Below are 22,615 nucleotides of genomic sequence, written 5' to 3' on the forward strand. Positions count from 1 at the left end.
ATTATTTGATAATTATTTATTTTTTAAATTATCATTAATGTAGGCTTTAAACTTTATAAATACAAACTTTATGTGGCTTTTTCTGTTTTTTATATAGGCAAATGTAATTAATTTTTAACAAAAATTAAGTTATTATTTTGTTATCATAAATGCTTTTCTTTAATTTGCTATAACGTTATTGTACATACATATGTACATATGTGTATTTTAAAATAAATTATATGTCACTTTATTATTTAGGTATCGATGTTGGTGGTTCACATATCTCAGGAGCATTGATAAATGCAAAAACAGGAGAATTAATCATAGAATCTTATCATAAGGCTGTTCATGACTCTAACAGCTCATGTTCAGAGTTTTTTAAACGCTGTGAAGAGCTCTTTTCAGTTGTGATGAGTAACTGTAATCTCAGCAATTTTGAAAGTATACTAGGAGTAGGAGTCGCAATGCCGGGTCCCTTCGATTATGAAAATGGTATTTCTAAAATTTATGGCGTTCAAAAATATGACGCTTTGTTTGGGCTTAATGTTAAACAGGAATTACAAAAAATTGCTGACGGAACTCCGGTTTATTTCATTAATGATGCCGAGAGTTTTGCAGTAGGTGAATATGTAAGGGGCGCAGCCGTTAACAGTTCAAAAAGTATAATAATGACCCTTGGGACAGGTTTTGGTAGTACATTCCTTGTTGATGGCATAATGCAGGATCATTCGGAAGAAGGTGTTCCTTCTAATGGTTATTTATATGATATTCCTTTTAAAGATGGTATTGCTGACGACTTTTTCTCTACTCGCTGGTTTGTTAAACAGTGGAATGAGATTAATAATGAAAATATTGCCAGTGTAGAGGCTATTGCTAAACTGGCAAATGAGAATGACCTGAAAGCACTTGGCTTATTTGATTTGTTTGCAGAGAATTTTGCAGATTTTATGAAGCCTTGGGTAAACTCATTCAAACCGGAACGAATAGTTTTAGGAGGCGGTATAGCTAAGGCAGCGCCTTTATTTATGGACAAGTTTTTAGGTAAGCTGAATTCAGAGAATAGTTTAGATGTAAAAATTTGTGAACTGTGGGATAAGGCAGCAATAATTGGGGCTGTAGCATACGTTAAAAACAAGCAGGAAAAAGAAATATCAAAAAATAAAACAGTAAGAAAAACAGAACAGTTTTTAATTCCTGAAAAGAAAGAAGAAAGTAGCGAAATAGCCTATGATGCCTATCCGGCTTTTAATATTGGAAAAGGTAAAATTAAAGAGGGTTATGAAAATCTTGCTCAATTGATATCGCAATCTTCAAGTATTGTAATAGATGGCTATCAGGGAATATTTTGGGATGATATTATAAAATCTATAGATAAGGAACTGGCTCAAATAGGTAAAAGTGCAAGATGGTTTCATGTTGATGCTGCTATGAAGCCGGCTGATGAGATTAATGGAATGTTAGAGCCTTATCTGGGTGGTGATGACCCTTTGTTTGGTAAGATTACCGACAAAACATTATCAGACTGGTTTGATAAAGACAAACTTTCTAAGATAGTTAAGGACCCATCGGTAGATATTAATATTGTTGTTGGGCCCGGTGCCGCATTAACAGGTTGGGATGCTCCCATATTATATATAGACCTTCCTAAAAATGAACTTCAGTTCAGAGCCAGGGCAGGAAGGGCAGGTAATTTAGGAATGGAAGTTCTTACCGATAACAAAAGCACCTATAAAAGATTCTTTTTTATTGATTGGGTAGTTCTTAATAAACATAAAGAGTATTTACTTCCTAACATAGACTTTATTATAGACGGACAAAGACCGGATAATATTCTTTTTATGGAAGGAGAAGACCTAAGAGCCGGACTTACTGCAATGGCATCTAATGTTTTCAGGCCAAGGCCCTGGTTTGAACCTGGTGCTTGGGGAGGTAGTTGGATGAAAGACCATCTTGAAGGTCTTAACACTAATGTTGAAAACCTTGCATGGTCTTTTGAACTGATGGTTCTTGAGAACGGACTGTTACTTGAAAGTGATGGTTTTATTCTGGAAGTTTCGTTTGACACTATAATGTTTAATAACTACAAAAACATTCTTGGGGATTGTGCCGAAACCTTTAAACATGATTTCCCTATACGATTTGACTTTCTGGATACTTTTGACGGAGGAAATTTATCAATTCAATGCCACCCCTCTCCGCAATATATAAAACAGGAATTCGGTATGCCATTTACTCAGGATGAGACTTATTATATTCTTGACTGTAAAGGTGATGCCGAAGTTTATTTAGGATTTAAAGATGGTGTTGAACCTCTGGATTTTGAACACGCGTTGAAACACAGCCAGGAAAAATCAGTAGAGTTGGATGTAGACAGATATATTCAAAAATTCGAGGCAAATAAGCATGACCTTTTCTTAATTCCGCACGGAACTATACATGCTTCAGGTAGCAATAACATGGTACTTGAAATAAGTAGCGCACCCTATATTTTCACTTTTAAGATGTATGACTGGCTTCGTCTTGATTTGGATGGTAAGCCACGTCCTATAAATATTGACAGGGGTATGGCAAATGTCAACTTTAACAGAAGCGGTGATACAGTTGAAAAAGAACTGATATCCAAGCCATATATTATAAAGCAAGAGAATAACTATACAATAGAACACTTGCCTACACATAAGGACCATTTTTATGATGTGCACCGCTATAATATAACACGCGAGGTTACAATCAACACCAACAACAAATGTCATGTATGGATGTTAGTGGAAGGTTCAAAAATAGAAATTACTACACAAAACGGTATTTCGCAGATTTTTAATTATGCCGAAACATTTGTAGTACCTGCAGCAGCAGAGAGTTACACCATTAAAAATTTAAGCGATATACCCGTCCTGCTGGTTAAAGCTTTTGTAAAATAATCTACCCTTACCGATAAACAACTAACACATAAGTATGAAATTATGAGAAAACACGAAAAAAGCAGACTGTTTTCCCGGATCGAAAAACGAACCGGATTAAAACTTGCCATACTCATTGCATTAATTTTTAATACTGGTATGTATGCGCAAACCACCATTACAGGTGTAATATCAGATTCAACAACCAGCGAAACTATCATTGGAGCAACAGTAGCTGTAAAAGGTACTACTAATGCAGTGGTGAGTGATTTAAACGGGGTCTATACCATAAAAGCACCTGATGATGCCATACTTGTTGTATCCTTTATAGGTTATGGTACTCAGGAGCAGCAGGTAAATGGAAGAAATACAATAGATTTTGTACTTAAGGAGGAAATAAACTCTTTACAGGAAGTTGTTATTGTAGGTTATGCTACTCAAAAAAGAAACAGTATAACATCGGCCATCAGTACAGTTGATTCTGATGTTTTTGAGAACCGACCCGTAACAAGCGCTGCACAGGCTTTACAGGGGACAACCCCGGGGCTCGTAATACAGCAGGGTAGTAATGAGCCGGGCCAGGGTTCGGTAATTAATATTCGTGGTATAGGTACTTTTCAGTCAAATACATACCCTCTGGTACTTATAGATGGACTTATAGGAAGTATAGATAATATTAACCCCAATGATATAGAGACAGTTTCGGTACTTAAGGATGCATCATCTACAGCCATATATGGTTCAAGGGCTGCTAATGGGGTGATACTAATTACTACTAAGAAAGGTAAGGCTGGGAAAACAAGTATTTCCTACGATTACTTATATGGTTTTCAGGAAGCAACCAATATGCCAAAATATGCTCAGGCATGGGAATATGCCGAATTGCGAAATGAAGCTTTAGTAAATTCAGGTTTACCTGCCCGATATTCTCCTCAGGAGATCAATGAATTCAGAGCATTGGGTAAAGGAACGATATGGCTGGAAGAAATATACAGGAAGTCAGCCCCTCAGGAATCACATAATATTGCTGTACAGGGTGGAGGAGATAGAACTACTTATCATTTATCTGTAGGACACTTAAATCAAAGGAGCCTTTTTGAAGGTAATGACGCTTATGGATTAAAAAGAAATAATGCAAGGCTAAATATAAGTTCAAAACTATTTGATAATCTAAACATTGTAGCGACAGGATTTTATAATGGTTCTACTGTAAATGAGCACGCCTACTGGACAAATTGGCTTATAGAACAGGCTACCAGAATGCCTGTGATTTATAATATAAGGGACGAAGAAGGTAACTTTACATTACCAAGCGGTAGTAACTCTAATGCACTTGCAAGACTTACTAACGGAGGGATGAGAACTTATGAAGTTGATAATTTTTCTGGAAGCCTTAGTGCTGAGTGGAGTATTGTAAAAGATCTTAAGCTTAAAGGCTTTTTCGGAGCAAATGTTTCAGATAATAATACCCATGAATTTAGGAAATCTATAGATTATGCGCCTTATTTGGGAGGTGGAGACTTGGAGAGTTCTGTTATGGATCGTTTTGACAAAACAGTATTACTTAATTCAACAGTAACTCTGAATTATACAAAGAATATTGGTGAAAACCATTCTTTTATCGGTTTGTTAGGAGTATCGCAGGAAAGTAGTGAGAGAAGATGGTTCCAGGCAAGAAAAATCGGAATTCCGGGCAATGAGTTTGGAGTTTTATCAAACGGTACATACACGGATGAGAGCAATACTTATGGTAGTGCTGAAGAATGGAGTATTCAATCTTATTTTGGAAGACTTAATTATTCTTATAAAGATAAATATCTTTTTGAAGGTAACTTGCGTGCCGATGGCTCTTCACGTTTTGCTTCGGATAATCGTTGGGGGATATTCCCTTCTTTCTCTGCAGGATGGCGTATATCTCAGGAGAACTTTATGCAGGCTACAGCAGGATTTCTTAGTAATCTTAAATTAAGAGCTTCATGGGGACAGGTAGGTAATCAGGACATTGGACTTTACCAGTACTTAAGTACCATTACTGTAAATACCCAAGCTTATTCATTTAACGATAATCTAGCGAACGGAGCTTATTTTAGTGTAGCTAACCGCGACATTAGCTGGGAAACGAGCGAAACACTTGATTTTGGTATTGATGCCGGATTTTTTAATAACAGGCTGAACTTTACTTTTGACGTATATAGTAAAGACTCTAAAAATGTGTTGGTTAGTAATTTACCGGTTCCGGGAATTTATGGTGCCGGTTCTCCGGTACAAAATGTTGGATCAATCAATAACTCAGGTTATGAGATAGCTGTAAATTATCGCTTTGATACAGGTAAAGTAAATCATTCCATTACAGCTAACCTTGCTGACAATGTGAATGAGGTTACTGATGATGGTGGCAGGACGCTGATAGGTGGTACCGATGTGGTAACTATACTTAGAGAAGGTTTTCCTATTAATTCATACTATGGCTTAATGACTGACGGTATTTATCAAAATGCAGAAGAAGTGGCTAATGGACCTCAGCAAAACTTTAATGCAGCAGGTGCCAAGCCAGGAGATTTGAGATATGTAGACAGGAATGGGGACGGAGTGATAAGAGAGGAAGACGACCGCTTTATATTAGGAAACCCTTTCCCAAGATATAATTATGGTTTTACTTATAGCGCTCAATGGAAAGGACTTGACTTCAGCTTCTTTATACAGGGAGTAGGAAAGAGAAGCATGTGGATACGCGGAGAAGGCGTAGAAGCATTCCATAACAACAACGAAGGGCCGGTGATGGATTATCATATTGACCGCTGGACACCAGCGAATCCTGATGCTTCATATCCACGTCTTACTGTAGGTGCAGAATCGGCAAACAATGCTGCAAGATCTGACTTTTGGATACAAAACGCCGCTTATGCAAGGCTTAAAAATTTACAGTTAGGTTTTACAATTCCAAAAGAAATTACACAACAAATAGGAATAAACAGGCTTAGGGCTTATATAACGGGCCAAAACCTGCTAACACTTACTAAACTTAAGGCAGGTTACGATCCTGAAATTAATTCAGGCGATGCCAGTAACGGAAGGGTATATCCGGTAACCAAAGTATGGGCAGTAGGACTAAATGTTAACTTTTAAAAAATTTACAAATGAGAAATTATCTTATCATAGCCTTATTTATCATGATGATAACAGGCTGCGAAAGTTTAGATACCCCGCTTGTAGACAGGGAGTCGGATATCACATTCTGGGATAAGCCCGAAGATGCATTGGCAGCCCTTAATAGCTGCTATCCGGATCTTTATGGAGCAGAACAGTTTATATTTAATGAATCTTTATCAGACAATTCGTATACAAGAAGTAATAACGGATCGTTAGTAAGGGATATTGCGAATGGTAGTTATGATGCATCTGCACCACTTGTAAGAGAAGTATGGAATGCACGATTTGCAGGAATCAGACGTTGTAATATACTTCTTGACAATGTTGAAAATGTGGCGGGACTTAGTAATGAGCTTAAAGAACGTTACAGAGCTGAAGCCAGGGTTATAAGAGCCTATCATTATTTTATACTGATGAATAATTTTGGAGATGTGCCGCTTGTTACACAACAAATTAGCATAGAGGAATCTATGACTATATACAGATCTCCAAAACAGGAAGTGTTACAGTTTATACTGGATGAACTTGATACTGCAATGGGGCTGCCTACCTCTTATCCTGATACCGATAAAGGTCGTATTACAAAAGGTGCTGCTATGGGGCTTAAAGCACGAGTATTGCTTTGTGAGGAGCGCTGGAATGAAGTGAGTGCTGTTTGTGAAGATATAATAAACGGTGAAGCAGGTAACGTAGATTTATTTAATAGCTATTCCGGCCTGTTTAAACCTGAGAATAAGGATAATATAGAAGTATTACTTAATGTAGAGTTTATGCCTCTTAACAGGGAGCACAACATACAGTATTTCCTTATCCCTCCATCTTTGGGTGGTTTTGCTGCAATATCTCCAACACAGGAGCTTGTAGACGATTATATAATGCTTAACGGAAATACCATAGCAGATCCTTCCTACAACGAACTTGACCCTTATAGTAACAGAGATCCGAGACTGGATGCAACAATTATTAGGCATGAATCACAACTTGAAAATCCTGACGGAACCTTTACCACCATTCAAACTGCATTAGGTACAGGTCCGGATGCAATTCATTATGCTTCAAACTCAACACCAACAGGTTATTACGTTGCTAAATTTTATGATAAGACAGCCCGTAACTTAGTTAATTCGGGGTCTAACTTAATTCTTATACGTTATGCAGACATACTCCTTATGTACGCAGAGGCTAAAGCTGAATTAGGACAGTTTGGACAGAATGAATGGGATATGACCATAAGAAAATTACGTGCACGTGCCGGTTTTACAAATGACAACGCTCTTGATTACCCAGCCGTATCTGGATCAGCTCTTATTGAAATTATAAGACGTGAGCGAAGATCTGAACTGGCTATGGAAGGATTAAGACTTATGGATCTAAGACGATGGAAAAATGCGGAAGAAAAACTTAACGGCTGGGTACATGGTATGAAAACAGATGAAGATGCTGTTGATGATGGCTATGTAAGGGTAGAGAACAGGATATTTGATCCTGCTAAGCACTATTTATGGCCCGTGCCACAGGCCGAACGCGATTTAAATTCTAATATTTCACAAAATCCTAATTGGTAAAAATCGAAAGTTATGAGAAATATTTATTATAGTTTACTTAGTCTTGCAACGATGTTTCTTTTTGCATCGTGCGGCGATGATGATTATGCATTACAGGTTGGTTTTGAAGCTCCTACAGAGCTTATAACACCAGTAGATAATCATTATATTGCTATTGATCTTGAAAATACGGCGCCAACTGTTTTTGAATGGACCGCTTCTGAATCTAAATATGGTGGTGTAGTGCTTTATGAAGTGGTTTTTGATATCCCTTCCGGCGATTTTTCAAATCCTTTCTTCCGTATTAGATCTGCCGGGGGAGGCAGTCAAAATTACCTTTCCCTAACCTCTGGACAACTTGTTTCGATTGCCCGAGATGCAGGTATAGGAGTAGACTCTGAAGGTGAGGTTAAATGGACAGTAATAGCTTCTCAGGGAGGCGAGAGTAAGGTAACTGAGCAGGTAAATTTATTAAGACTTAAGCGCCCTGCGGGAATTAGCGATATACCGGCAACATTATTTATATATGGTGAGGGTTTTGAAGCTGATAGTTTTAGTACAGCCATGCAATGTAAAATGATTGCTGATGGTACGTTTGAAATAATAGCATCACTTAATGACGGGAATATTAAGCTTTGTAATTCATTAGATGAAGACAGGACTTATTATCAGCTGGGTGTAAATAACAAACTTATTGAAGCTGACGGTGAGGCTGATATACCGGTTACAGGTACCGGAAATGCATATAGGATAGTGGTAGATTTTAACCTCTTAACAATTTCGTATACCGAAATCCAAAATATCCAGATGGTAAGAACCTGGCAATATAATCTGGGAGATTTAGTTTACGAAGGAAATCATAAATTCTCTGTTTCCGGTATTGCATTACCTTATTTTCATGACTGGGGTTACCCTGAGGAACGTTACCGTTTTTGGGTAACTACAAATAATGGACTTGAGATATGGGGCAGCTACCATAATGATGCCATGAACGGATCTAATATTTCTGGTCTTACAGCCTTTAATGTACAGCCGGACGGTACATCTGAACCTGAGGAATATTACAATGTCTATAATCTTGCAGATATACCTAGTCCGGGTCAAAACCAGGACTGGACAGGTATGTATAAGCTGCCGGTAGGCTCTGAAGACAAAACTGCAGATGTAATTATTGATATGTCGCCATCACAAGATTATAAACACTCTATTACAGTATACTAAAATTATAATTATGAAATATCTATATATAACCTGCTTTATGTTTTTTGTCTCTTTGCATATATCATGCCAGGAGAACGAAGATACTGGTCTTACAAACGGCGGGAACACAGAACCGGAAGAGACAATAACCTATAGCGAAAAGGCTAAGCAGACATTCGATCTTATTCAGCAATATTACAAGATAAACAGTACTGGCTATTATCGTGAAAACTTTCCGGTACAACCGGGAGACAGAGAGTGTTCTTACTTATGGTCTTTAGATGGTCTTTTGTCGGGAGTAAATCAGCTAGTAGCATTAGGCTTTGATGATCCTGAGCTTAATCACTCTTATGTGGCTCTTGAAGGCTATTATGATACCCAGCGTACACCGTCAGCCTATGCTGCCTTTCCTGTACAATACAGCCAGGATGACCGTTTTTATGATGATAACGCTATTATTGCCATTGATCTGATAGAGAACTATGAGATTACAAATAATGTGGCATATCTTAACCGTGCAAAGGAAATTGCACAATTCAGTCTTACAGGAGAAGATAATAGTACAGGTGGAGGGTTATACTGGAGCGAGCAAAACAGGAATAATCCTGAGAGTGAATTATGTATGAAAGCCGTAAGTTCTACAGCTTTCTCGGTAACATACCTGCTAAGGCTTTATGAACATACTGATGAGGAACAATACCTTCAGTTTGCAATGAGATTATATAACTGGCTTAATGAGTATATTCAGGATCCGGTAGACAATCTTTTTTGGAATGATATAAGAGTAAGTAATAATTTTGTGAATACAACAAAGTGGACGTATAATAGCGGGGCTATGATTACTAACAATGTTCTTCTATATGAAATAACAGGTGAGGAGGTTTATCTTGACAGAGCCAGAACTATAGCAGCATCTACTTATTCTCATTTTACAAGAACTGTAAATTCGCAATTGTTTTTCCCTGCACATGATTCATGGTTTAATGTATGTCTTTTTAGAGGATATTTGGACCTGCTTCAATATGACCAGACAGCACAAACTTATGTAAATGTATTTATACAAAATGCGGATTATGCATGGAACAATGCACGTAACGAGTATGATCTTTTCTATGAAGATTGGGCCGGACAAAACCCGGGTAGGGATAAATGGTTGCTTCAACAGGCAGGTTTAGTAGAGATGTATGGAAGAATTGCTATTCTTAAGGGAGAGCAACAGTAACTAATAAACCTGTATTAATATTTTAATTATGATAAATAAAACTTTAAGTATATCTATAGCTTTAATTAGTTTTATAACAGTATTTGGTCAGGAAAAAAGGCAAAAACTTTCCGATTATGTAGACCCAAATATAGGTACGGCACACAGCCGTTGGTTTTTCTATACACCGGCTTCCGCTCCTTTTGGTATGGCAAAGCTTGGCCCATCTACTAATGCACATTTAGGTAATGCCCAAGGATGGGAAGCTACAGGTTATGATGACAGGGATACATCTATAGAAGGATTTGCATGCCTTCATGAGTTTCAGATAGGTGGTATTGTTGTGGCACCATCTGTAGGGCAATTGCAAACAGTACCCGGTCCGTTAGAAAATCCTGATGCAGGTTACCGCTCCCGATTTGACAGGAAGGACGAGTATGCTACTTCAGGGTATTATTCGGTACTATTAAAAGATTATAATGTAAAGGCAGAATTAACAGCTACAAAACGCGTAGGTTTTCAGCGATATACTTTCCCAAAATCAGGACAGTCTAATATTATTTTTGACATTGGAAACAGGCAGGGTGAAAGCGGTGCAGTAAAAGATGCTAAGGTAACATTGACAGCTGATGGCAGAATTGAAGGCTATGTTATTACTACCCCTGAATATGTTAAGAAATATCAGAACGGAGCTGATGTACGTATGTATTTTAGTGCAGTGGTAGATAAAAAATTTAAGGATTTTGGAGTGTTTAATCATAATGATATTAAACCGGGAGTAAAAACCACAAGTGGGGAAGGTGCGGGAGTTTACCTTGTGTTTGATACACAGGAAAATGAAACTGTAACCGTGAAAATAGGTTTGTCACTTACTTCAATTGACAATGCACGAAACAACCTGGAATCGGAAGCAAAAAAACTTGGTTTTGATAAGGCTAAAAAGCAAAACCTAAAGATATGGAATGAACAGCTTGGCAGGATTACAGTAGAAGGTAAAAGCGAGAAGGATAAAATTAAGTTTTACACAGGGCTTTACCATGCTTTATTAGGCAGGGGAGTAGGTAGTGATGTAAACGGGGCGTACCCTATGAATAATGGGCAAGTAGGACAAATACCACTTGATGCCAAAGGAAAACCTCTTTATAATTATTATAATACAGATGCTATATGGGGTGGCTTTTGGAACCTCACACAGCTTTGGGCACTTGCATATCCTGAGTATTATGCTGATTGGGTACAGGGACAACTGCTAGTATATAAAGATGCAGGATGGTTAGGTGATGGTATTGCAAGCAGTAAATACGTATCAGGAGTTGGGACAAATTTTACAGGTTTGGCAATAGCATCTGCTTACAACTCAGGGATAAGGAATTTTGATATTGAAACAGCTTATGCGGCAGCATTGAAAAATGAGCTTGGATGGCAAAACCGTATTGAAGGAGCCGGCAAAATGGATGTGAAACAGTTTATAGAGTTAGGTTATGTTCCGCAGTTAGATGATGTCGGCTTCAACACTTATGCAAATGGTTCTGGCTTTTCGGCATCACACACTCTGGAGTACTCTTACAGTGCCTATGCAGTAGCTCAGTTTGCTAAGGCTTTAGGTAAAAGTGACGATTATAACAAACTAATGGGGTTATCTAATGGCTGGAAGCTTTTATATGATAACGAAACTAAATTTATAAGGCCTAAAAATGCTGAGGGAAAATTTGTTGATAATTTTGATCCTTTACAACCCTGGAGAGGTTTTCAGGAAGGTAATGCTTGGCAATACACCTTTTACGTGCCTCATGCAGTAAAGGAGCTTGTACAGACGTTAGGAAAAGATACTTTTAACGAAAGGCTTAATAATATATTTGAATCTTCACAAAAAAATATTTTTGGAGGGGGAACTACAATAGATGCTTTTGCAGGACTTTCTGCATTATACAATCATGGTAATCAACCTAACCTTCATATTTCATGGCTTTTTAATTTTTCAGGCAAACCGTATCTAACTCAAAAATGGGTTCATGCTATCTGTGATGAGTTTTATGGAACAGAAGGTGTACACGGGTATGGTTACGGGCAGGATGAAGATCAGGGACAATTAGGTGCCTGGTATGTAATGTCGTCTATAGGTCTTTTTGATGTAAAAGGCCTTACTGATGTAAATCCGTCATTCCAGATAGGGAGCCCTCTGTTTGATAAAGTGACTATAAAACTGCCAAAAGAATTAAAAAGGGGCAACTTTGTTATAGATGTTGCTAATAATTCTAAAGAAAATATATACCTACAGGATGCTGATTTAAATGGCGCACCTTTAAACCAGCTTTCTATACCATTACAGCAAATAGCAAATGGAGGAACCTTAAAATTAAAGGTGGGAAAATCACATTCTGAAAAATGGTCACAATAATTTTATAATATTTTTTGATGCAAAAAGAGTTATCATCACTTAAGCTTTTTCCAATATTATTTGGATTCTTTATAATGGGATTTTGTGACTTGGTGGGTATTTCGGTTACTTATGCCCAATCACAGTTTCAATGGAGCGAATCTCAGGCAGGCTTTTTGCCATCACTGGTTTTTTTATGGTTTTTTATACTTTCAATACCTGCCGCTATTGCAATGGATAAGCATGGGCAAAAAAAAATCGTTTTAACCGGGCTTATAATAACCTTTGCAGCTACATTAATCCCTCTAATTCAGTTTAGTGAAATTACCTGCTACATAACATTTGTATTATTAGGAATAGGCAATACTTTTTTACAGGTTTCCCTTAATCCTTTGCTGGCAAATGTTGTAAACCCAAATAAATTAGGAAGTTATGTGACTTTAGGGCAATTTATAAAAGCTATTTCATCTTTTTTAGGACCAATAATTGTAGGCTATTTTTCATTGAAATATGCCTCTTGGGAAAAGAGTTTTTATATATACAGTGCAATTACATTAATGGTAATGCTTTGGTTATTTTTTACAAGAATTAAAGAGAGTCGCAGTGAAAATAATGTTTCAGGCCTTATTGAAACGCTTTCCCTGTTAAAAGATACCAGAATCATGCTTGCTTTTATTGGTATTTTATGCATTGTAGGTCTTGATGTAGGAATGAACATTGTAACGCCTAAGCTATTAATGGAGCGAATAGGACTAATAAAAGAAGAAGCCGCTTATGGCTCAAGCTGGTATTTTGCGGCCAGGACTATAGGAACGTTTTGCGGTGTTTTACTATTAACTAAATTATCTGAAAGGACATTTTTTAAGTTTAATATGTTTTTAGTGCTATTGGCACTAATAAGCCTGTTTATTGTGAATAGTCAATCTTTAATACTGTTATCTGTTTGTATTATTGCGTTTGGCTCTTCCAGTATTTTTGCAGTGATTTATACCATTGCAATAAAAATAAATCCAAATAAGACTAATGAGATATCCGGTCTTATGATAACCGGTGTTGCAGGGGGGGCTATAATACCACCACTAATGGGAACAGCCGGACAGATTTCTGGTTCACAACAAGGTGCATTACTTATACTTTTAGTTTGTGTTGTGTATTTAAGTTTTTGTTCTTTTAAACTTAACTAAAAAACTAAAGGCTCTGTTGTCTTAATATGAAACAGACAACAGAGCCTTTATCTTATCTTATCTTATTATAATTTTACTTTTATAATATCTTTTAGGGTGCCACTACCGTTATAAACTTTATTGTTCATTATAACTTGTACATGAATATTACGGATAATAGTATCAGTATTCATATTTCCTTTTTTATTACCTACTTCAACAAATACTTTTTTACCCTTTTTCTGAGCAGTGAATTCAATCAAACTAAATTCACCATTTTCAAAATTCCAGTTATCACCTTCATCTATATAAAGTTCACCTAAAGCCTTACCATTCTCGTCAAGACAGACAATAAGAGTGAGAGGGTCAAAAGAGTTTTCGGTAGTATTCTGAATAATTTTGCCTACAGGTAATATACTTCCTCCTCTAATCTTTATTTTAGCCTGATAAGTATCCTCTAAATCACCATTAACCAAACTAAATTCTTCCCATATACCCGAAGGTAATGCCGGATCTTTTGCAAACGAAGGAATTACTAATAAGTCTTTACCTAATAAAAATACTTGTTCTTCAGCCCTAAGTTTTAAGTCTTTACTATCTGCAAAAAAAACAGGAGCCATTACAGGTAATCCCGTTTTGTGCGAATTATAGAATAAAGTATATAAGTAGGGGAGTATACGATAGCGTCTCTCTAATGCAATTCTTGAAGATCTTTCAATATCTTCTCCATATGCCCATGGTTCTTTATTATTTGTACCAGCACAGGCATGTCCCCTGGCAAAGGGCATAAATGCTCCAAACCCAAGCCAATTAGCCCACAAATCACCACTAGTATTGCCTAAAAAGCCACCAATATCCGGACCGTTAAAAGGTTGTCCTGAAAGCCCCAGAGTTAAAGACATTGGTACAGATAGTTTTAAGTGTTCCCAACTGGCATAATTATCACCGGTCCATGTTGCAGCATAGCGTTGTCCCCCTAAAAGATTAGCTCTGGTAAGTAGAAATGGCCTTTTATTAGGATTCGCATTTATAATACCATTATAAGATGCCTCTACCATCAATCTTCCATATGCATTATGATACAACAAATGTGAGCCTGCAGGTAAATTATCACCTCCTCTGTGGGGAGTATCATAAGGCATAGTTCCTAAGCGCAAATTTTCAGGTAGTTCGTTGTCATTTATTGCAGGTTCATTCATGTCGTTCCAAACTCCATCAATACCTGTGTGAAGAAAATCTTTATAAAGATCTGCCCACCATAATCTGGTTTGAGGCGTTGTAAAGTCGGGAAAAGTACAATCACCGGGCCATACTTTTCCATGGTATTCGGTACCATCCGGATTTTTAACCCATATATCGTTTTTAGAGCCCGACTGGTAAATATGGTAATTCTCATCTACCTTTACTCCGGGATCAATCATGTAAACAGCTTTGAAACCTTTTTGGTGTAATTTATCATTAAGACTTTTAGGATCAGGGAATCTTTTTTTATCGAATGTAAAAACTCTGTATCCATCCATGTAATCAATATCCATCCAAATTACATCACATGGAATTTTTTTTAGCCTGAATGTGTCTGCTATCTGAATTACACGCTCTTCTGAGTCATAAGAAAATCTGCATTGATGATATCCCAATGTCCATCGGGCAGGCATTTTAATTGTACCAATAAGTTCTGCCAGGCCTTTCATTACAGCTTGTGGAGAATCACGATCTATTACATATACCCTAAATAGTGCACCTTCTGAATTGTATATTATTTTATCAGAATTTGTAATAAGTTCAGCTTTCCACGTGCTGTCAAACAATATACCGAAAGCTGTCCCATCGGCGCGAACACCCATAACCCAAGGATGTGTTTGATAAAGTCTTTTACCATTTTCAACACTGTATGCTCCGGTATCTGTATTCCAAAGTTTAATTGATTGATCATTTCGCAATAGTGGTCCTGTTACTTCACCTCCACCATATAAACTAACACTGTCTTCTAATACAAGGCTTGCACTTACTTTATCGGCTGTTAAAGTAAATTCTGGTACTAGTCTCCAGTTTTCAGGGAGACTAGTATTGTTAACAGGTTCACTTTGCAATATTAATGAGGGTGTTTTTTTCTTATCAAAACCTTGCGGTATAAACTCAGCAATACCATTACCAACTAATGATTTTTTGTTAATAGGAATATTTTGAGAAAATGATAAGATACTATAAAACAGAAAAAAGATGCAATAATATTTATTTCTAGTCATTAGGATAATTTATTATATAAGTACCAAATATATGTAAACATAATTAATTACTAAAACGATTTACTAAATTCAATTTTAACCTAGTTAGAAGATATTTTATATCGTAGCATGGCCTTTATGAGTTTAATGAAATATTGATTTATATGTAGTAATTTCTGTAGGAGTAAAGACTGAGTAAAGATAATCTTTACAGGAAATCGAACACTATGAATTATCAATATAACTATTTTAATAAACTAAGAATTTACGATTTATTCAATGTTGAATCTATTCTATCATTTATACAAAAAATGCCTCTAGCAAGTTGCAAAAGGCATTTGTGAACTTGCCCGGACAATTTTAGAACACCTTTATCAAAGATTTGATAGTATTGGTAAGGCTTTCGGCTTAATAGGAATTAGATTTTAAGATGATTTTATGGTGTGTTAAGATTGCAAAGGAATTTCAAGATTGTAATTTTATAGTGACATATTGGCTATTTACCCCGATGCAGAAATTAGCAAGCCTGTTATATTGACTGTTAAAAACCAACTTAGATATTAACTCTCCATTGTTACCATCTATTTTTACAATAAGTCCGTCTAAGGTTGCAGATGGCTCAACATCGGTTGATATACCTGTAAAATACAGAATCCCGTTTTTATAAATAGCTGAGCGATGATTTATCTCTTCAATGGGACCGTTTTGTTGCTCCGTATAATATTGAGACCATAATTGGTTTCCATTCGGGGAAAATTTAGTTACAACAATCCTGTTATTAGTCATTTCAGTGTATTTATACCTTTCATTGTAAACCACAAAAACGTTTCCGGCCTCATCACCTACAACACTTCTTGCAAACAATTGCCAATCTGTTGTTACCGCATATAATATGTTTCGCCATATTTCTTCTCCGCTACTATCAGTTTTAACAAACATAATGGCATCACTGTGATTACTGCCCGCTACCTGACCAATATTTCCTAAAGTATAACTATCACCTAATGGGTTTACCCAAAAATCTATGGCATAATCACCGTTTGTTTCATCCGCCATATAATTCCAGGCAGGCTCCATTGTAGTTTGTGCTGTAAGTTTTACATGTATTAATAATATTGCTAAAAAAAGCAGTTTTACAGTATTCTTCATTGATTGATTTTTGATTGATTTTTAATAACTGTTCGTTTGATGATTAATTTTTTTCGAAAGTAAGATAGTCAGTCCCACCATTACCGCCACTTATATCTATAAGCTGAATTTTATTTGCAGAATAAGAAATAATATCCCAGTCATCTGTTAATTCAGCAAAATTTGCAGGTGAAGAGAAACTGATATTAAAATCAAGATCATTGCTGTCGTCATGATGCCCGCTGTCATCATCATCACCTGAATGGTCATTGGTAACCGACCAGGATCCTGTATAGGTATTGGTTCCATTAGTAGCAGTTAGAACGTTATTTGCACTAAAAGTAAAAGTGTAACCATTAAAATGAGCGGTTTCATCGGTATCGTCAAAGTAATAGGTTACTACCCATTCTCCGGAAATAGCTGTATTAATAACAGGTTGAGGATCTGCTGAAACCGATGACGGACTGTCGTCTGATGTACAGGAATTTAACGATAATAAAAGTCCTGCCGTTAGTAAATAAAATGATAACTTTTTCATGATAAAAAATATTTAGTTAATAATAATTTGATTTAAATTAGGCATGAAAGCCCCCTGTACAATACTTTACTGTATTGCATAGTGTTTTTGTAATATGTCTTTTTAGATTAGTTCTTCGTAAAGTGCAGTTTTCTTATATCATCTCCGCCACCGCTTATATGTTCCATTTTTACAACATTTTGGGTGACTTCAGTTATTGTCCAGTCTTCCTGTAACTCTTCAAGATTAGAGCTGCTGAAGACAAATACCACTTTTAATTCTGAATCGTCGTTAAAGCTAACCCATGTCCCTCCAATAGGAGAGGATTCACCAGTAACAGATACTGTTCCGTCACCATTAAAAACAAAATCATATATTTCATAATCATCTGTTTGATCTGTATCCCTAAAGAAATAAGAAACATACCAGCTTCCTTGGGTTATAATGTCGTTAAAATCAGGATCAGGATCGATAACAGTATTACAGTCTGAGATGAAATTATTAATGGTAGTATCAAGTTCCTGATTGTTAGTAAGGATAACAGTAGCGTTGTTAGGAGTTATAAATAATAAAGGATAATTAAAGGTTACGGCATCATAATTATCTAACTCGTTTAATAGTTCAAATAAAGCTTTTTTGCTTCCTATGCTGAATGTCTCGGCTAAAAGGTTTTGGCTATCATAAGTTTTTATTCCTACCGGATAATTAAACTGCATACAGGCCAATTCCTGTGAAGAAACACAACCTGCTATAGCCGTGTTAAATTCCTGAATATTAACAAAGGTTTGTACTGAATAATCATAATAAGTTACTGTAATTGGAAAACTAAAGGTTACAACATCGTTGTCACTATCATCTTCATCAATAATGTTTTTAATTGTTTGATAATCGCTTTCATCCTGAAGCGTTAAAGTTTGATTATTTACTGTTATGGTGTAAGGGAAATTTACAGTAAAGCAGTTAGTATTATCTATAATATTATCTACAGATGTTTCATATTGTGTTATTCGTGATAATTTATTTCTTAAGGTCAAATTAGTTACAAGATTGTTTTCGGGAGGAGTTGAAACGGTCAACTCTTCCTTCTCGCAACCAAAGCTTACTAAACTTAATATCACAACAATCAATAAATTCTTCATGTTTTTGAGTGTTTTCATAGATAAGACAAAATTTTTTAACTTCACCCTACCATCAATGACAAATTTTATTAATTTCACCCCAAAATTAATTTTATTTTTTTATGAAAGAGCCTGAAAAACAAGGTATTTGCGATAAAATTTTTTTTACAGGTTTTTTCAAAACCCATGCCCGATCCTTAAGAAACTACCTATATTATAAGTTTGGAGACGGAGATTTGGCAGATGATATTACTCAGGAGGCTTTTATAAAGCTATGGCAAAATTGTGCAGATGTCCGTCATCCAAAATCATTTATTTATACGGTGGCAAAAAACAGTGCGCTAAATCATACGGCTAATAAGAAAGTGATAATGGCCTACACTAAAAATAATCCTGCTAAAGAAACAGATTATCAGGCACCAGACTATCTAATGGAGGAGGAAGAATTCAGGAAAAAATTTGAAAAAGCACTTTCTGAACTTACTGAAGCACAACGAACAGCACTACTGTTACATAGGGTAGAAGGTAAAAAATACAGAGAGATAGCTGAGATGTTAGGAATTAGTGTTAAAGCTGTAGAAAAAAGAATACACGGTGCTTTAGTGGCACTAAGTGAAAAAATTGAAAATTTCAGGTAGGGTTTTTATAACCACTTTTGTCTCAATTTATATAAAGCATATTTTATGAAAGAAGATACCCGATTGGCAAAATGGCTGTCAGGCGAACTTAATACAGAGGAACTGGAAGAACTTAAAAAGTTACCCAACTATACTACCTTGGTTCGCATAAAAGAAAACCTTGACAACCTGCAGTCTCCTTATTTTAATGAAGAGGAAATACTAACAGAGGTTTTAAGCCAGCCAAAAACAATAACTAAAACAATACCATTATATAGAAGATACTGGTTTACTGCTGCTGCAGTTATATTAATTATGCTAGGAGTAGGATTTGTATTTACTGTTCAGGATACACATGAAGAGGCCCATAGTGGTAAAACCTTCGCCTTAAACCTACCCGATGCTTCGGAGGTTGTTTTAAATTCAGGTTCAGCCTTGAGTTATAATAAATGGTCATGGGATAACAACAGAAAAGTTGAATTAACCGGTGAGGCTTATTTTAAGGTAGCAAAAGGAGAAAAGTTTTCTGTAATTACATCTTTAGGTACAGTACAGGTATTAGGTACGCAATTTAATGTTAAAGCAAGGGGGAAGAGGCTTGAAGTTACCTGTTTTGAGGGTAGTGTAAAGGTCATTAAAGAAGGAAAAGAAGTAGTTTTAAAGCCGTCTCAGGGACTTTATTATGAAGATGATGTTTATAGCGGAGTACTGAATATGGAAAAAACAGATCCGTCATGGCTGCATAATGAACTTGTATTCCACAAGGAAAGTTTAGTTGCCGTTATTGCTGAAATAGAAAGACATTATAATATATCCATTGAGAACAAAGCAAATTCATCTCAGTTATTTTCGGGTACTTTACCGGGAGATGATATTGAGACTGTTATTAAGATATTAGAACTTAATTATCACCTTAAAGCAGAGAAAAAAGACAATATTATTATCTTAAAGCCATAAAATTTTGTTTAATAAACGGTTTCTGTTTTTCATTCTTTTCCTTTTTCCTATCCTATGTGCTGCACAGGATGACAGGAAGAAACCGCTTAGTGAAATACTGGATGCTATAGGCAGGGAATATAATATCAGTTTTAATAAGATTGATGAGGAGCTTATAGTATATAGAATTAGCCCGCCAGACAGTAAATTATCTTTAAGCGAAAAACTAAAATATATTGAGAAGCATACACGACTCAGAATAGAAGCAGTAAACGATAAATATTATTCTGTTTTTAATGATGTTGGGATGGATAAACCTTTATGTGGTTATTTATTGGATAAAGAAACAGGGCAGGGAATTGAAAATGCTCAAATAAGTATAGAAGGAAGCACCACTTCTTTAGCCTCAGGAATAAATGGTTTTTTTTCTATTCCGGTACTTACTCCTAATTTAATAAGTATTAACCATTTGGGGTATGAGCCTAAAATAATTAATCCGCAAGATCTTTATGTTTCCGATTGTCCGAAAATATTTTTAACCCCCATTATATTACAACTTAATGAGGTTATTGCAGAGAGGTATCTTACATTAGGTATCACTAAAAAAGAATTTGGAGAACTTGTTCTAAAACCCCGTAAGTTTGGTTTGCTACCAGGCCTTACCGAGCCCGATGTGCTTCAAACTATGTTACAAATACCGGGAATAGCCAGTATTGATGAAACAGTATCTAACATAAGCGTAAGGGGAGGAACTCATGATCAAAACCTTTTTTTATGGAATGGGATAAGAATATACCAGACAGGACATTTTTTCGGACTGATATCGCCTTTTAATCCTTTACCGTCAACAAGTATAACCATATATAAAAATGGCACTTCAGCTTTTTATGGTGAAAGTGTTTCCTCAACGGTCGATATAACTTCATCTACACCTTTTGCTCCGGGTTTTTATACTGCCTTTAATGCCGATATGATAAGCGCTTCATTTTTTACAAAAGTGAATATCGATACAAAAAGCGACATACAGGTTTCAGGAAGAAGATCATATACTGATGGTTTAGAGACACCTACTTATAAAAGTTACAGGGAAAGAGTGTTTCAAAATACAACTATTACAGATGTAGCACAAAACTCTGACTTACCGGTTAAAAGTGATGACAATTTTTATTTTTATGATTTTTCATTACAATACAACAGGCAAATAGACAGCCTTCATACACTAACAGTTAATGGGATAGGGATTCATAATTTTTTGGAAATCAAACAAAAAACACCTGTAGCACAAAGAGAAGTACATCTTATACAGCAAAACTTCGGGGCTTCTATTGCTTTTAATTCTGATTGGAATTTAAAACATAAGAGTTTTGTAAAAGGAAATTTTTCATGGTATGATGTGGAGGCCGAAAATGAAGCTATAGAAAATTATCAGGAAACCTTTCAGAAGAATAGGATTTTTACAAAAGACCTTAGTGTGGGCTATACATTTTCGGGTTCACAACAATTTGGTGTAGCAGTAGGTTACGAGATAAACGAAACCAGTATAATAAATCTTGACAGGATAAATGATCCTGAATTTTCAAAAAGAAGTAAAGAGGTTAATGTTACTAATAGTGGTGTAGCAGAAGTACAGTTTAAAAGTAAGTACAGTGATATTTACACAAAAGTAGGTGTAAGGGTTAACAGCTATTCCAAAACAGGAAAAATAATTACTGAGCCAAGACTGTCTCTTGGTAAATTACTTAATGAAAAGTTCAGGATTGAAGTGCTTGGCGAACGCAAGAGTCAGTCAATGTCTCAAATAATAGATTTGCAACAGGATTTTTTAGGTATAGAAAAGCGTCGTTGGGTGTTGGCAAATGACACCGAAACTCCGTTGCAAATAAGTTGGCAGAGTTCTGTTGCGCTAACGTATAATTATAAAGATTTACTGTTAACCATAGAGCCTTTTTATAAAAAGACAGAAGGTATCAGTAGTAATAGTCAGGGATTTCAAAATCAATTTGAGTTCTTAGATACTACAGGAAGTTATACTGTTTTTGGAGGAGAATTTTTATTTCAAAAAAAGATTTGGCGTTTTTATAACTGGCTTTCATATACTTATAATAATAACGAGTATAATTTTATAGGGTATGTTCCGCCCCAATTTAGAAATAACTATTCTATTAGTAATGCCATATCTGCTGCTACAGTGTATGAATGGAACAACTATAAAATTGGCATAGGTTGTAAATGGCATACAGGTAAGGTAGTAACAGAGCCGGATGGTTATAGTATAGATACTGAAAATCCGGCTAATTCGGTTATAGAATATAAACACCCAAACAGTAAGGAACTAAATGATTATTTTCAGGTAAATCTGTCATTCTCTAAAAACTGGAAAATTGGTAAATCAGATTTTTCTCTAAATGGAGCTGTCACTAATTTACTTAACAGACAAAATATCTTAAACAGGTATTACAGGATAAACAAACAAAATAATAATATAGAAAGCGTAAATATTTACTCTATAGGGTTTACAACTAATCTGGGGCTAAAGCTTATATTGTAATATGACTCT

Annotated in this window: 14 protein-coding genes; 10 read left to right on the forward strand and 4 right to left on the reverse strand. The window is 35.8% G+C overall.

Translation table 11 applies throughout. The features are described from left to right. Positions 1-221: 221 nt before the first annotated feature. Genes FUA48_RS09550 through FUA48_RS09580 form a run of 7 tightly spaced genes read left to right on the forward strand, consistent with a single transcriptional unit; the run spans position 222 to position 13,538 of the window. Positions 222-2,903 carry an ROK family protein gene (locus FUA48_RS09550; RefSeq protein WP_147583322.1) on the forward strand — a complete coding sequence of 894 codons (2,682 nt, stop codon included), beginning with the start codon at positions 222-224 and terminating at the stop codon, positions 2,901-2,903. 42 nt (positions 2,904-2,945) lie between these two features. After that, positions 2,946-6,008, forward strand: a complete 3,063-nt coding sequence (locus tag FUA48_RS09555; RefSeq protein ID WP_205729402.1) for a SusC/RagA family TonB-linked outer membrane protein — start codon at positions 2,946-2,948, stop codon at positions 6,006-6,008. A gap of 11 nt (positions 6,009-6,019) precedes the next feature. Next, positions 6,020-7,597, forward strand: coding sequence for a RagB/SusD family nutrient uptake outer membrane protein (locus FUA48_RS09560; protein WP_147583323.1), 1,578 nt, complete (start codon positions 6,020-6,022; stop codon positions 7,595-7,597). A gap of 12 nt (positions 7,598-7,609) precedes the next feature. Further along, complete coding sequence (locus FUA48_RS09565) at positions 7,610-8,797, forward strand: SusE domain-containing protein (RefSeq protein WP_147583324.1); 1,188 nt, start codon at positions 7,610-7,612, stop codon at positions 8,795-8,797. Between the two features lie 10 nt (positions 8,798-8,807). Further along, a complete protein-coding gene (locus tag FUA48_RS09570) occupies positions 8,808-9,998 on the forward strand; it encodes a glycoside hydrolase family 76 protein (RefSeq protein WP_147583325.1) in 1,191 nt (396 codons plus the stop codon). A gap of 28 nt (positions 9,999-10,026) precedes the next feature. After that, a complete protein-coding gene (locus FUA48_RS09575) occupies positions 10,027-12,375 on the forward strand; it encodes a GH92 family glycosyl hydrolase (protein WP_147583326.1) in 2,349 nt (782 codons plus the stop codon). Between the two features lie 17 nt (positions 12,376-12,392). Next, complete coding sequence (locus tag FUA48_RS09580) at positions 12,393-13,538, forward strand: MFS transporter (protein WP_147583327.1); 1,146 nt, start codon at positions 12,393-12,395, stop codon at positions 13,536-13,538. 65 nt (positions 13,539-13,603) lie between these two features. Here FUA48_RS09580 and FUA48_RS09585 read toward each other — a convergent pair whose 3' ends face one another. The 4 genes from FUA48_RS09585 to FUA48_RS09600 all read right to left on the reverse strand — a co-directional run bounded on the left by FUA48_RS09585 (position 13,604) and on the right by FUA48_RS09600 (position 18,544). Then, positions 13,604-15,763: a TIM-barrel domain-containing protein gene (locus tag FUA48_RS09585; RefSeq protein ID WP_147583328.1), complete on the reverse strand. Its 2,160-nt coding sequence runs from the start codon at positions 15,761-15,763 to the stop codon at positions 13,604-13,606. A gap of 444 nt (positions 15,764-16,207) precedes the next feature. Beyond that, positions 16,208-16,891: a hypothetical protein gene (locus FUA48_RS09590; RefSeq protein WP_147583329.1), complete on the reverse strand. Its 684-nt coding sequence runs from the start codon at positions 16,889-16,891 to the stop codon at positions 16,208-16,210. Between the two features lie 43 nt (positions 16,892-16,934). Next, positions 16,935-17,408, reverse strand: a complete 474-nt coding sequence (locus tag FUA48_RS09595) for a hypothetical protein (protein ID WP_147583330.1) — start codon at positions 17,406-17,408, stop codon at positions 16,935-16,937. Positions 17,409-17,515: 107 nt separating this feature from the next. Continuing rightward, a complete protein-coding gene (locus FUA48_RS09600; protein ID WP_147583331.1) occupies positions 17,516-18,544 on the reverse strand; it encodes a hypothetical protein in 1,029 nt (342 codons plus the stop codon). Positions 18,545-18,627: 83 nt separating this feature from the next. Between FUA48_RS09600 and FUA48_RS09605 the strand changes: the two genes are divergently transcribed. Genes FUA48_RS09605 through FUA48_RS09615 form a run of 3 tightly spaced genes read left to right on the forward strand, consistent with a single transcriptional unit; the run spans position 18,628 to position 22,606 of the window. Next, positions 18,628-19,143 (forward strand): RNA polymerase sigma factor, encoded by a 516-nt coding sequence (locus FUA48_RS09605; RefSeq protein ID WP_147583332.1) that lies wholly within the window; start codon positions 18,628-18,630, stop codon positions 19,141-19,143. 45 nt (positions 19,144-19,188) lie between these two features. Further along, positions 19,189-20,079, forward strand: a complete 891-nt coding sequence (locus tag FUA48_RS09610; protein ID WP_147583333.1) for a FecR family protein — start codon at positions 19,189-19,191, stop codon at positions 20,077-20,079. A 4-nt stretch (positions 20,080-20,083) separates the two neighbouring features. Next, entirely contained in the window at positions 20,084-22,606 is a 2,523-nt protein-coding gene (locus FUA48_RS09615) for a TonB-dependent receptor plug domain-containing protein (RefSeq protein ID WP_147583334.1), read from the forward strand. The last annotated feature ends 9 nt before the right edge of the window (positions 22,607-22,615 follow it).

The organism is Flavobacterium alkalisoli (assembly GCF_008000935.1).
In the GTDB taxonomy this organism is placed as follows: Bacteria; Bacteroidota; Bacteroidia; order Flavobacteriales; family Flavobacteriaceae; genus Flavobacterium; species Flavobacterium alkalisoli.